Below are 13,931 nucleotides of genomic sequence, written 5' to 3' on the forward strand. Positions count from 1 at the left end.
GGAAATATTGTTTTAATAATTTGTATTTTATAATATATAATTAAGGAGTGTCGTAGGTTATTATACATATTTAATTTATTTTTACAAAGGGGAAGTAATAAGATGAACGAATTAGAGTATAAAAGCTTCTATGATAAAGTAGGAAGATTAAATGGATGGGATTTTAGCAAAATAAAATGTGAAACTGTAGGAGATACATGGGACTTTTATAGTGAGGTAAAAGAAAGGTGTAAACCATCACATATTTTACTTGATGTTGGTACAGGCGGAGGAGAAAATGTACTTAACATAGCATCATCAGCTAAATTGTTGATTGGAATTGATAATTCTAACGGCATGATTGCAACGGCACATTCTAACTTGAAAAAATCAGGTGTACAAAATGTTGAGTTTCTTCAAATGGGTTCTGAAGCTTTAACATTTCCACATGCACATTTTGATATTGCTTCAAGTTGTCATGCCCCGTTTCTGGCATCTGAGTTAGCGAAAGTAATGAAAAAGGGTGCCTTTTTCTTAACACAACAAGTAAGTGAGAATGATAAATTAAACCTGAAAGAAGCATTTGGTAGAGGACAATGCTTAGGTGAACGGGATGGTACTTTAAAAGAAAAGTATATGAATGAACTTATTAGTGCAGGATTTGATCTCGTGCAAGTACGTGAATATGATGTTACCGATTATTACAGTAGGTCTGAAGATCTCATTTTCTTATTAAAACATACCCCTATTATTCCTAGATTCGGAGAACAGGAAGAGGATTTTACTATTTTACAAAAGTTCATTGATACGTATAGTTCTGAAAAAGGGATTCGTACTAATTCAAAAAGATTTATGATTATTGCTGTTAAATTATAATGTATTTTAGTGTAAAAGCTGCTTTTCATTTAAAGAAAAGCAGCTTTTTGTGTGGAAAAGAATACAGGAAATACTTGAAAATAATAGAAATAAATAAAGTTTAAATTAAAAAATCAAAATATGGAGGATAAATGTTTTGAAACGTTACTATATTAGCAATGAAAAAATAAATGTACATATTACTGAATGGGGGAATAATGAGAAGCCCGTTATCTTTTGTTTACATGGATTAGGTAGTACGAGTTTAAGTTTTATAGAAATTGCTGAGGAATTAAAAGAAGAGTATAGATTTATCTCCGTTGATGCACCTGGACATGGTAAAACACCCCCATTTGAAAGAACAGAAGATTATGAGATGCACAATTTAGCAAATTGGTTAAATGAAATAATAAATGAATTGAGAATCGAATACTTCTATTTTCTATCACATTCATGGGGAAGTTTTGTAGCGTTATTTTATTTGTTAAATCATCCAGAAAAAGTACAAGGAAGTATTCTTATTGATGGTGGATATCAAACAAAAAGGCTTAAAGAAGAAACGTTGGAAGAAGAAATTGCTTATTATGAAAAGGACTTTGATGAATACGTTTTTAATAATTGGGACGAATTTTTCAAAAGTGAAAAAGCAGCTTATACTAGGTGGTCTTCATTGTTAGAAGTTGCTGTAAAGGATCTAGGGATCGAAATGGATAATAAAGTATGGTGGCATGCCAGGGGAAATACAGCTAGTAATATAATAAGAGGTATGCATAAAGATGAAACAATAGATATATATGAGAAGCTACCGGCTAATATTGTATTACTTCGAGCTACAGTCCCACAAGTTTGGGCGGATTATAGAGATAAGACAGCAAATGTTTTTAAAGAGAAAACGGACAGTATAGTAAAAGTAATTCCTGATACTACACACATGTTGCACTGGGATAAACCAGAAATTGTTATAGCGGAAATAAAAAATAATTGGAGCTAACATATTCATACTAAAGTTGTAGTTTCTATATGAAAAATCCATCCTTCCGTTTGATTTTATCTATTTATAAGTGTAATACAATACGAATAGATAATAAGAAATGAGGGGGAATGTAAAGTGATTACACATATATCAGATATAAAACTACAAACGGTTTCCATAGAAGGGGTAAAACAAGTTTATAAGGACATATTATCTTTTCCAATAAAAAAAGAAACAGCATCCTTCATTCAATTTGAAGTAACACCTTATACAACAATTAGTTTTCAAGAAGTGTATGAACCAATCGCACCTGCACATTTTGCTTTTGAAATCCCATATTCAAAATTCCATGAAACAGCAAAATGGTTAAAGGACTCTGGATTACTCATTGTAAAATGGCAAAATGGAAATGTAATTGGTGAAGAGAATGGTCTATTCAATTTATACTTTAAAGACGGAGATGGAAATCTACTCGAAATTATCGCACATAGTTATGTTAAAGAGGATGTATTAGTACCACACTCACCTTTAAACATTTTATACGTAAGGGAAATTGGTCTTCCTGTTAAAAGTGTACCTGTTTTTACGGAATGGTTAAAATCAAATCTAAATATGAAAACGATGGAAGATGGGGATATTTTTAACTTTGTTATAGGTGGCACTGCATATATCGTCGCGACTTGGTGGCAGCGACCTTGGATTCCAATCGCGATGAAAGCTCTATCACCGAAAGTATACGTTTCTTTCGGAACACCAGACGTCGCATTTTTACAGCGAATCCAAAATAATTTTAAGAAAAATAGTGTATCATTTGAATGTAAACGTAATGAAGTATCATTTATTGAGCAAGGATATACATTTTCAATTGTGCATACATCAGAGTTTCATTCGGATATTCCTAAACAATTAAACTTACCGCTTTCTATTTAAGGATGGAAAGCGGTAAGTTTTTTGTATATTCGTGAAGAAGGTTTTAGCTAGGATTATAGTGAATTTAAAGAGAAGTATAAGGAGTTATTCTAATTTATGTTAAGGGGGGAAATAAAGTGGTTTTAGGTAATCCAATTGCAAAAGGGAATACAGCAGAAATTTATTTAACTGATGATAAGGTTGTAAAATTATTTAAAGATTACCTCCCAGATACAGAGTCTATGAATGAAGCAAAAAAACAAAAATATGCGTATTCATGCGGGTTGCCAGTTCCAAACGTATTTGAAGTGAAAAAGATACAAAATAGACAGGCAATTATTTTGGAACATGTAAAAGGGGACAACATTGGTGATCTTCTGCTTAATAATTTAAATGAGGCAGAGCGTTATATCAGCCTTTGTGTTAATGAGCAAAAAAAGATCCATGCTATACATGTGAATACAGATGAAATGGAGTTAATGAGGGAGAGGTTAGAGCGTCAAATTAAATCTGTGCATAAATTGGATGAACGCAAAAAGAAGGATATATTACAAAAATTAGATTTTATTACATTTGATTTTAGGCTATGTCATGGAGATTTTCATCCATTTAATTTGATTTTGAATAAGGAAGAGAAAGTGAAAGTTATAGATTGGGTAGATGCTAGTTCAGGTGATATTCGCGCAGATGTATTTCGAACATACTTGTTGTACTCACAATCTTCGGTAGAATTAGCTGAGATGTATTTACATATATATTGCAGTCGTACCGGCATATCAAGAGATGAAGTTTTTCAATGGGCCCTATTATTATTGCAGCTAGATTTTCTGAAAAAGTATCACCGCAAAATGAAGTGTATTTGAGAAGATTATTGAATCAGTATTTATAAGTCATAAAAAAGGTTGTCAGCTAATTAATAAATGCTGTTGTTTAACCAAAGTTTCCTTGCAGTTAAACAACAGCATTCTTAAATATTGATATAGGTATTATTATTTTCGATCTTCATCCTATAAAGGTTCATAATCCGTACTTGTTCCTCCGTTAATTCTTCTTTATCCCAATACATATGCATTAAGCTATATTCAAAAATCTCCTTTAATTTAATAAATAACGGAAACTTGTCTTTCATCTCTTTTGGTAGCTCATTTTCCTCTTGGTAGCCTTCAAATAGTGCTTTTGTAATAGAATACTCATAGTCAACGATATTCCCATTTCCAGCAAATGAATATTCTATCGCACTATAAATAGGAACGGCTAAATCGAATATGTAAAAATGTTTTTCGCAGTCTTGAAAATCTATCATTGTTAAGTTTGAATTATTTTCGACTAAAATGTTTTCTAACCATAAATCTCCGTGTATTAAGCCGTAATTTGAAGGGGATTTTGGTAGCTCTTTTATGGAAGTTAAAACGTCAGATGCAATTTCTCTTATTGTATTTTCTTCTTTAGGGATATATTTAAGGAAATTATATTCTTCATTTTCATACCAATCGTTTATATGTTTTACTGGTTTAATCTTTTCAAAGCTTTTAGATATACGATGTAATTTTCCAATTTGTTTACCAAGTTTTTTAAATATATTAGAATTCCATTCAGACCTTGGTAAATGTATACCAGGAGCAGCTTTATATAATACAGCAAAAATCTCCTTGTCTAATGTGAATTTTTCTACAAAATTCCCTTGTAATGAAGGGATTATTGGTGGAACACCTAAACCATTTTGATATAAAAAATTCGTATATATAACTTCTTCTATCTGTTCTTCATATGTTTTGTAGTTTGTAATTCTACTGAAGTATGTACCTTGTTCTGTAAGACATTCATACATCTCATTTGTTATTGGCTTAATGTTAATAAAATTCAACGGATACTGTTCATTTATGAATTGAAGTATTTCTTTTTCTAGCTTGTTCATTGAAACGTCCTTTCCAAACCTTAATTTTTTAATTTTTGAAATCCTTTAAAATGAAATATGATGTAAATTGACCTTTAATAATTAGTAAGGTGTTGCCAACATACTCATTAACGCTAAATTGAAAAATGAATAGAAGGTATGACAAAATAAGATAGATGAAAAAATATAAAATTAATACTTATATATAGATTATAAAGACTTTAGAGAAAGGCTCATGTTATAAAACACAAGAAATATCAAAAGAAAGAAACGCACTTCTCCTATACTTTTAAATAAGGAGTGAAGGAAATGAATGAACATATACAGCAGATGATTAATTGGATTGAGAGCAATTTAAAAAAGAGATTTTCATTAGATGAATTATCTCGTTACATGGGGTATTCTCCTTATTATTGCTCTTTTAAATTTCATCAAGTAACGGGTTTCAGTATTAGACGTTATATTCTTCTTAGAAGGTTGTATTTATCTACGGAAGATTTAAAGAATGGTAGGAAGATAATTGAGGTCGCATTGGATTACGATTACTCTTCCCAAGAGGCTTATAGTAGAAGTTTTAAAAATGTTTTTGGAATGAATCCAAGAGAATACCAACTTAACAAAATGCCTATTCAATCATTTGTTAAACTAAATTTAAATAAAGAAGGGGCGTTTAAAATGAATATTTCTAGAAAAATAGAGGTTGAACAGTTACGAGATAGGAAGAGTGAGCTATTTGATAAAGAGGTACTTAACATATTAAATGGTCAAGTTATGTATGAAGAATTTAAAAACGAAAAGCTAATGGGTGATTCTGATTATGCCCCATTTAATGAGGCAATGTGTGTGAACTCGGCTACTACTCAAGTTTTTAATGAAGAGTTTATTAAAACAAGAGCGAAAGGACATAACAGTTCAGTAGAAAGTTATATAAAAAAGGTTATAGATCCGTTAGAAAACCTTTTTACGAAAAAGTATAAATGTATTGTTCTATGGTTTGGTGAAGATATGTTTTGCCAAATGAACCTACTTACCATACTTTCTCATCTTGAACAGTCTGCTTATGAAGGGAAGGTATACTTAAATAGCTTTAGAGAGGATGAATTTAAAGTAAATCAAATTGAACTTGAATTGGGGAATTATTCTTCTATATACAATGAAGTATTAGTAAACCATAAAAAGACCTCTCATAAGGTACCACCTGTAATGTATCAGGCTATAGACTTATTTTTAGAAATGTTAACAGAAGATAATGCAGTAATGAAATTCATCTCTAAAAATAAAGATTTATCAACTCGTGAATTATTAATAAAGTTGTTTTATCTTTTTCCAACAATCGGATATGGAGATACTCAGTACATAGAGCTGATTAATAAAATAAAGAAGAAAGCTACACCAAAAATATAGGTGCAGCGTTCTTCTTATAATTGCTCAAGTAATTCTAATTCTTTTTCTACAAATAGCATTAGTTCTTTAATTGTTTCACCAGAAAAATCAAAACGAATACCGGCTGCATCATACACTTCTTTTATAGATTGCGAGCTTCCTAGTGATAATGCCTTTTTATAATTTTCTAGCGCTTGCTTAGGATCCTCTTTATATTGTTTATACATTTGTAATGCACCAAGTTGGGCAATCGCATATTCAATATAATAAAATGGTACTTCAAAAATATGGAGTACAGGTAGCCAACTCGTTGCTATCCAGTTTTCGTAGCCATCAATATGTATGACGCTAGACTGATAATGTTTTTGAAGTTGTAAGTATTTTTCATTTCTTTCTTCAGAAGTATGACTTGGATTTTCATACAGCCAGTGTTGAAATTGATCGACAATAAGCATAATAGGTAAATATGAAATAACATCTTTAAAGAAGTTAATTTTTGCTTGTTTTAAATCTTTTTTGTCTGTATAGAAGGTATCCCAATAATTAAGCGAGAATAACTCCATTGTCATACTGGCTAGCTCAGCTGTTTCAGCTGGAATTTCTATATACTGTCGTAATTTTAATGGTTTTATGAGTTCGTTATGAATACTATGACCCATTTCATGTATAAAAGTGACAATATCATCTTGTGTATAATTTAAGTTCATAAAAATATAAGATAATTGTGAAGCTGGTAAGTACTCACAAAAGCCACCAGCTGCTTTTCCTTTGCGGCTTGTTAAATCAAGACAATTGTGTTTATACATTCGGTTTAAAAGTGCTGAAAATTCAACATCTAGTTTATTAAAGATATGAGTGCTCTTTTCAATTAAATCATTTTCATTTGCAATAGGTTTAAGTACTTTTTGATCTGGAGTTACAGCTGATACATCCCACGGGCGAAGCGTATCAATTTGCAGTTTATCTTTTTTCTCTAGCAATATTTTATCTTTAAGAGGCACAACATACTTACGTATGGATTCAGCTAGTTCATAGCAATCTTTCGCTGAATAATCAAAACGCTCGTATTTTTTGAACATATAATCGCGATAATTCTCTAGTTGAATATTTTTTGCTTTTTGATGGCGAATTTCAATTAATTGATTTAATATGTTTTGGAGTTCTTTTTCAACAGATAAAAATTGTTCAGAAATAATGGTTTTTGCCTTTTTACGGGTGTCACGATTCGAATCTTGTAAATAGGATTGTAATTCTGTTATCGTTTTTTCTTCTCCGTCCCAAATTCCACTTAATCCTCCAGTGATTTCAAAGTACTCTGTGATTAATTTGTCTTCCTTTATTTCTAATTCGATATTTTCCTCACAAAATAACTTTTGAGCATTTTTTATTTTTGTATCTAATAAACCATATACGTTAGAATCTAATTCCATTCGAAAAGGTGACTCTAAATATTTATTATCCAATAAATTTTGGTACCGCTTTAAAAGTGGCTTTACAAATTGTTGATCATGTTCAAAAGTATCCTTTATTTCTTCATCATCCGTATTACATTGAAAGGCGATGTAATGTGATCTTAATTGTTCTTCGATGTCCCAAATTACTTTTGACTGCTCTTTTAACCAATTTTCAAGGTCTAGTTTTGAAGAAATCATTTTATTTAATAAAGTCGAAAGAGTTTTTTCCAATTGTAGTACATTACTAATATCAATCGTATTTACACGTTGCATTATATATCCCTCACTTTTTATTTATTCATAGAGATATTCTATTTATTAATTGTAATTCCCTTGTTAAGTGGGGTAAATGTGAAATAATGTTAAATTTAATAATTAAAGAAGGTATTTATATGTCAAAGTAAAAAGTTTATCGTAAATGAAAATATATGGAGGGGTGCTGCATGAGAAAGGGAAAGAAGTTACTTGTATTTTTATTTCCACTTGCTTTATTATGTGCCTGTGAGAATGACATTGAAGATGCTAAAAGTGAAGAGTCTATAGTGATGGATATTGCTACAGCCGCGGTAAAGGAGGAATCTTTTTTTATTGCTGCTATAAGAGATGAAAAAGAAAGAATATTAGATTTAGAGATTGCTGATAGCGAAAATGCTAACGAAATAAAAAAAGAAATTAATAAAAGATTGCAAATTCAAGGCGTTATGTCCTATAAAGTAAATGTATCTCAAAGAAACAAGGAGATTGTAAATGCAGAACATAGATGGGAGTTAGTTTTTGGACAGATATTTGATGGCGTATTCAGAAAAAATGGATATGAAGGGTTTGGTATTCAGCAAATAAATTATAAAAAGAATCAACCTGTTACCATTGATATAAAAACTAAGATTAGCGATGATGAAGTAGGGGCGAGAGAACTTGGACAGAAAATAGAAAAAGAAGTTGAAGGGGTACTTAAAACAGAAGCAGTAAAGAAATGGATTGAAAATGATTCATATGCTATTGGGATTTACGATATAGATGATCGGAAAATTAACTAATTGAGGAATGAATGCTATATGAGTGAAAAATCGATATAATTAAATGTAGAATTACTGAAGGAGGTGTAAGATGTATAAGTATTTAAATATTTTAAACGACATAGAAAATATGATTCAAAATGAAGAAATAAGAGAAGGAAAGAAATTACCGTCTATACGGTCACTCGTTACGCAATATGAATGTAATAAGGCAACAGTTATACGTGCTCTTCATGAATTAGAAAAGCGTCACATTATATATTCTGTCCCTCAAAGTGGATACTACGTTGTTAAAAAATCAGAGAATACTATAGAAAATAATGAGATAATTGATTTTGCTTCCTCAGCACCAGATCCAGATGTTTTTCCATATTTAGATTTTCAACATTGTATTAATAAGGCTATTGATACGTATAAAAATGATTTATTTGTATATGGAACGCCGAAAGGGTTACCATCTTTAATACCAGTTATTCAAAAACAACTAGCAAATTATCAAGTCTTTACAAAAGAAGAAAATATTTTTATAACATCAGGTGTTCAGCAGGCGCTTGCTATATTAACTTCTATACCATTTCCGAATGGAAATGAAACTGTATTAATTGAACAGCCAACATATCATCTATATATTGATTATCTAGAAATAAATAAAGTTCCTGTAATCGGTATTAAACGTACGAATGAAGGTATCGATTTGAATGAATTGGAGCAAATATTTCAAAATGGAAAAATAAAATTCTTTTATACGATACCGAGATATCATCATCCGCTTGGAACTTCTTATTCTAAAGATGAGAAAGAAAAAATCGCACTATTGGCTAAGAAATACAATGTATTTATAGTGGAAGATGATTATTTAGCAGATTTAGAAACTGATTCAAAAGCAGATCCGTTATATAGCTTGGATAATTGTAGTCATGTCATATATTTGAAAAGTTATTCGAAGATTATTTTTCCTGGTTTACGGGTTGGAGTTGCGGTCATCCCACCATCCATTGCAAATGCGTTCTATACATACAAAAAGATACTAGATATTGATAGTCCGATGATTTCTCAAGCGGCTTTAGAAATTTATATAAAGAGCGGTATGTTTGAACGTCATAAAAGTAAAATTAATTCTTCCTACTACAATAGATCAATAAAACTAGCAAAAACATTAGAAAAAGTGCAAAATGAAAATCCATCATTATTTACATATAATAGACAAAACACATTTGGAATACACACTTGTTTAGAAATGCAGAAAAACACAGTTACAGACACACTTATACAAAAATTAGGTGACATGCAAATAAGTGTCGATACTATTGATAAGAATTATATGAGGAATTTTCCTAAAGAAAAACTGTTAAAGTTAAATGTTTCGAATGTAAAAGAAGATAAGATTGAAGAAGGTATTCGTAAAGTAATTGAGGAAATCAAGCAAGTAAGACAGTTTAATTTTCAGTTTAGAAAAGAATAATTTGAATTAGGAGGTTCGTTGTGAGGCGCAAAATCATTCTCTTGTTTGTATGTAGCGCTATAGTGGCAGGTGCAATTGTTGTGATTACATATTATAAAAAAGAGGATCAATGCATAGCAGTTGCTAAGTATTCAAGAGGTATTATCGTAGATCCAAATAACGAACCTATATTTAATGTGAAAATATATGAAGATTCAATTGAAAGTAAGGAACACAGTATTTCAAATGCACAAGGTGAATTTGAAATACTAGATGGGGTTTGTGGTGAGATTGTTTTACAATTAGTTACTCCTGATGGAGAAATCTATACGAGAAAATATGATAGGAAGTATATACCAGAAGTAATAAAGCTGAATTATAAAAATAAAAGTGAATAAGATGAAACCATTACGGAGAAAAATAGCAGTTGTGGCCGGAGCAATTATATATGTAATTGGATAATTATATATTTTTTAAGAGCACTCTTAGCAAAGAGTGCTCTTTTTCATCAATGTAAATATTTACTTATCATCTTTTTAAAGTGATTTTTATCATAATTTACATATTGCATAGCTGTATTTCGTATTGGATCTCCAGCATAAAATCTTTCATACAATTCGTGTCTAGATCCTAAGGGGCTTCCGATGATATCCCAGGCTAACTTAAATAATTTTGTGCGTTGTTCGGCATCTATATTAGTTCCTTTAAAGTACTTTTTCAATAAATCAGCTATAGGACTCTGGAAGTCATTTGAGCTCGAAGGAAGTTGAATGAACCCACCTGCTCCAATTAATTGTAAAATTTCTATTGCACGGGGATAATATTTGGAACCAAGATTCCTTGCAGTTTCGATATATTTAAAATTCGGCAAATAAGTTTTCGTTTCATTTGTAGTACCTTCAACTTCAGCAGCAATTAAAAGTGCGCGAATTGTTTCGATTTGCATAATTAATTCCCCAAGCTTCTCTTGAACATGCAAATAAGTAGTAGCACCGATCGCTTCAGCAATTTCACAAGCAATTGCAGTTATAAATTCTAGTTTTACTACTAATCGTACAATTGCTTGATGATAAGCTAAACTACTAGAAGCTATATCTGACTTTAATTTCCATAATGCTTCAGGGTTGTTATACAGTAAGACACGTTCCCATGGTACAAATACATTATCAAAGATTAATAGTGCATCCATTTCATCGTACTGTGAGCTAAGAGGGGAATTAACTGTACTTGAGTTTGCATTCGCAAATGGTTCTCTACAAACCATATGTAATCCAGGGGAATTGGCTGCCACAATGAGAAAGTGAGCTAAATCTTTTTGAGTATCAGTCAGTTTTGCTAATGGATAGATTAATAAATCATTTGAATAAGGAGAAGCAGTACCTACCATTTTTGCACCATTTAAATAAATTCCATCAGAAGTTTCCTTCGTAACTCTTAGTAACCCTAAATTTTTTGCATTCAATATTGATTCTGTAGAACGATTTATTTGTGGGTCACGTTGAACTACACTTAAGAACAAGTGATTATCTCTCGCTTTTTCATAATAAGATGTAATTTTATCTGGAAACTGTGCATCGAATTTTTTATAAAAATATCTTGATACGTACCAGCCAGTAAGTCTCGATCTTGCATAATCAGATAATCTACTCATTACACCGTCTGTAGCATAACTCCACGTTTCAAATGCAGTTCTTCTCATTAATAATTCATTATAGGAATTCGGAACTAAAAATGCAGTATGAACAAATTCTTTCGTTTTTGGGCTCACATATCCAATAGAATCTCTTCGTATGGGGTCATCAAACAATGTAAATAAATTAGAAATGGTACTTAATGTACCTGCAAAATGTTTGTCTGTAGTTACATCTACTTTTTGTCCATAGAGCCAAACGTTACGACCATCTTGTAAGCTCTTTATATAGTAATCCTTCAAATTTTGCATATTTCCTCCTTTTAAAGGCTACTCATATATTTGTACATCTTTTAATGGTGGGGAATATACGTGAAATGTTATTGCTGTTGAATCTGTAGCGTTATACATTTTATGCACAGTATCTTTTTTTACTGTGAAAATATTTCCCTCTGTAAACTCTTCAATCCGCTCGCTATTATTTTCGTACGTTATATTTTGTAGCGTACCATTGACTATTAGTATACATCCTACAGATATTCCGTGATCGTGCACAAAAGTCTTTGCTTTGCTGGGGAATTTTAATACTAAAATCTCTACAAATTCAGACTGATAGATAACGTTCCTTCCGTATTCAAGATTAACTGGTGAAGTAATAAAAGGAGATATTTTATGAAGTGAAATATTTAATGATTGAATAGCGTGTATTAAATTGAACGTATCGTAGTTACATAGGTTATTAAACGTTTTTTGTATGTTATGAATCAATTGCATGTAAAACTTCCTCCTAAGCATGTACAGTAAAAGAAAACCTAATCTAATATTATATAGTGAGTATTGAATTACATAATATTGTATTGAAACATTTCCAAAAAGTTACTTCTTTTACTTAGGAAGTTTATTCAATTTGAAAATTGTGGTAATTCGTTCCGTTAAAATGATATGCTTGAACTATATATTTTTTATCCCGTTAAATCCCGACTGGTGAGGGCTGATAATCAGTGAAGGATGAACAAAACCCCCACTGATTAAAGTTTCACTTTATTGGAAAGGTGATGAAATAAATGGCAGTTCTTTTAGTGGAAAATCTATATCAAATGTCTATTGTTTTACTGATTTTATGTTCATTTTGTTTTTATAGATATTTAAAGAAAATAAAAAGGGAAAGAAAGCTTACAGGTTTTGAAATTACGATGTATATCGTGACACAACTTGCGTATTTCATTTGGGCGGCAACAACTTTTCTTAAAATGTTATCAGAATAGTAATTTTAAAGTATTAGACGCTGAACAGAAATGTACAGGAGCATTAAAGGTATAAACTTGGGCAAGGGTAATTTATCATCTATTAGGTAAATAAATTTAGTCGAAATCTAGATGGATAACAATATTACTTATAACATCTTTATAAAAAGAGAGGATATAAATGGAACAATATAAGTTAATTGTAAAAGGGCCTAAACAACTTGAGTGGGAAACAAATGAAATTAAGGACATACAGGACGATGAAATTATCGTTAAAACAATCGCAGGAGCGATAAGCATTGGGGCCGAGTTACCACAGTATAATGGATCCGATGTTACAGATCCGCATCCTTTTTATCCAAGAAAAACTGGATATGAAAGTTATGGTGAAGTGATTGAAGTTGGTAATAAAGTAACACATGTAAACGTAGGTGATAAAGTAGTTTCTTTTTATGGACATGAAACGATAGGGATAGTTAAGGCGCATAAAGTAATTCGAGTGCCTAGTTCTATACAACCTAAAGTTGCTTTATTATCTATTCTTTCGTGTGATGCCGCTAAAGGAGTATTGAAACTAAACCCGCGACAGGATGAAAAAGTACTTATAACTGGAATGGAAGTTATTGGTTTACTTGCTTGTTATTTCTTAAAATACTATGTAGGCGTTGAGCACGTGGATGTTGTTGAGCCTAATAAAAATAGAAGAGATTTTGCAAAGAATTTTGGCGCGAAAAACATATATGATTCAGAAGAGAAAATAATAGAAACATATAATTATGGTTTTGAATGTTCTGCTACAAATAGTGGGTTCCATACTTTGCAAAAAACTCTTAAAACTAATGGTGAAATATGTATACTGTCTGATGGTAATATTGAAGAACTAACATTAATTGCTAACTTTTATCAGAAAGAATTGCAAATCATTGGATCAAGTGACGGATACCATTATCAAAAACATGCAGATTGGTTTTTTAAAGAAATAGGAAAAACACCATTTATAGAAGAGATCTTTCAACATGAAATACATTATACTTCACTCATACAATGCTTTGATGAATTGAGTTTAGGGATAATTAAACCATTAAAAGTATATGTTTCATATGAATAACGAAAAAAATGAGCAAATATTTGTCACATACCTCACAAATGTTTC

At 30.9% G+C, this 13,931-nt stretch carries 13 protein-coding genes and 1 pseudogene; 10 read left to right on the forward strand and 4 right to left on the reverse strand.

Annotated elements, in window-relative coordinates:
• Positions 1-102 precede the first annotated feature (102 nt).
• From ACS2FK_RS17050 to ACS2FK_RS17065, 4 genes and pseudogenes are all read left to right on the forward strand, one after another.
• Positions 103-855, forward strand: coding sequence for a class I SAM-dependent methyltransferase (locus ACS2FK_RS17050; protein ID WP_053564430.1), 753 nt, complete (start codon positions 103-105; stop codon positions 853-855).
• Between the two features lie 136 nt (positions 856-991).
• Positions 992-1,825, forward strand: coding sequence for an alpha/beta fold hydrolase (locus tag ACS2FK_RS17055; RefSeq protein ID WP_000833454.1), 834 nt, complete (start codon positions 992-994; stop codon positions 1,823-1,825).
• A 117-nt stretch (positions 1,826-1,942) separates the two neighbouring features.
• Positions 1,943-2,737, forward strand: coding sequence for a VOC family protein (locus ACS2FK_RS17060; RefSeq protein ID WP_000627924.1), 795 nt, complete (start codon positions 1,943-1,945; stop codon positions 2,735-2,737).
• Positions 2,738-2,853: 116 nt separating this feature from the next.
• A pseudogene (locus ACS2FK_RS17065) lies at positions 2,854-3,605 on the forward strand (aminoglycoside phosphotransferase family protein).
• A 78-nt stretch (positions 3,606-3,683) separates the two neighbouring features.
• Here ACS2FK_RS17065 and ACS2FK_RS17070 read toward each other — a convergent pair.
• Positions 3,684-4,631, reverse strand: coding sequence for a phosphotransferase enzyme family protein (locus ACS2FK_RS17070; RefSeq protein ID WP_063547354.1), 948 nt, complete (start codon positions 4,629-4,631; stop codon positions 3,684-3,686).
• A gap of 288 nt (positions 4,632-4,919) precedes the next feature.
• Here ACS2FK_RS17070 and ACS2FK_RS17075 point away from each other — a divergent pair, with 288 nt between their 5' ends.
• Entirely contained in the window at positions 4,920-6,014 is a 1,095-nt protein-coding gene (locus ACS2FK_RS17075; RefSeq protein WP_001002108.1) for a helix-turn-helix domain-containing protein, read from the forward strand.
• Between the two features lie 14 nt (positions 6,015-6,028).
• On the opposite strand, the gene ACS2FK_RS17080 is transcribed toward ACS2FK_RS17075, so the two are convergent.
• On the reverse strand, positions 6,029-7,720 hold the full coding sequence (locus ACS2FK_RS17080) for a M3 family oligoendopeptidase (RefSeq protein WP_063547355.1): 1,692 nt from the start codon (positions 7,718-7,720) through the stop codon (positions 6,029-6,031).
• A gap of 170 nt (positions 7,721-7,890) precedes the next feature.
• Between ACS2FK_RS17080 and ACS2FK_RS17085 the strand changes: the two genes are divergently transcribed.
• From ACS2FK_RS17085 to ACS2FK_RS17095, 3 genes are all read left to right on the forward strand, one after another.
• Complete coding sequence (locus tag ACS2FK_RS17085) at positions 7,891-8,484, forward strand: DUF4030 domain-containing protein (RefSeq protein WP_063547356.1); 594 nt, start codon at positions 7,891-7,893, stop codon at positions 8,482-8,484.
• 70 nt (positions 8,485-8,554) lie between these two features.
• Complete coding sequence (locus ACS2FK_RS17090; protein WP_063547357.1) at positions 8,555-9,925, forward strand: PLP-dependent aminotransferase family protein; 1,371 nt, start codon at positions 8,555-8,557, stop codon at positions 9,923-9,925.
• 20 nt (positions 9,926-9,945) lie between these two features.
• Positions 9,946-10,302, forward strand: coding sequence for a hypothetical protein (locus ACS2FK_RS17095; RefSeq protein WP_023522029.1), 357 nt, complete (start codon positions 9,946-9,948; stop codon positions 10,300-10,302).
• Between the two features lie 110 nt (positions 10,303-10,412).
• Here the strand turns inward: ACS2FK_RS17095 and ACS2FK_RS17100 are convergent, their stop codons facing one another.
• Both ACS2FK_RS17100 and ACS2FK_RS17105 read right to left on the reverse strand, forming a co-directional pair.
• Positions 10,413-11,846, reverse strand: a complete 1,434-nt coding sequence (locus ACS2FK_RS17100) for a 4-hydroxyphenylacetate 3-hydroxylase family protein (protein ID WP_063547358.1) — start codon at positions 11,844-11,846, stop codon at positions 10,413-10,415.
• A gap of 18 nt (positions 11,847-11,864) precedes the next feature.
• Positions 11,865-12,308, reverse strand: coding sequence for a cysteine dioxygenase (locus ACS2FK_RS17105; protein ID WP_063547359.1), 444 nt, complete (start codon positions 12,306-12,308; stop codon positions 11,865-11,867).
• A 290-nt stretch (positions 12,309-12,598) separates the two neighbouring features.
• On the opposite strand from ACS2FK_RS17105, the gene ACS2FK_RS17110 reads away from it, so the two are divergent.
• Together ACS2FK_RS17110 and ACS2FK_RS17115 are read left to right on the forward strand one after the other, a co-directional pair.
• Positions 12,599-12,799 (forward strand): hypothetical protein, encoded by a 201-nt coding sequence (locus ACS2FK_RS17110; RefSeq protein WP_000279697.1) that lies wholly within the window; start codon positions 12,599-12,601, stop codon positions 12,797-12,799.
• A 160-nt stretch (positions 12,800-12,959) separates the two neighbouring features.
• Positions 12,960-13,886: a zinc-dependent alcohol dehydrogenase gene (locus ACS2FK_RS17115; protein WP_063547360.1), complete on the forward strand. Its 927-nt coding sequence runs from the start codon at positions 12,960-12,962 to the stop codon at positions 13,884-13,886.
• Positions 13,887-13,931 lie beyond the last annotated feature (45 nt).

This window comes from Bacillus cereus group sp. BceL220 (genome assembly GCF_051776965.1).
Classification (GTDB): Bacteria; Bacillota; Bacilli; order Bacillales; family Bacillaceae_G; genus Bacillus_A; species Bacillus_A cereus.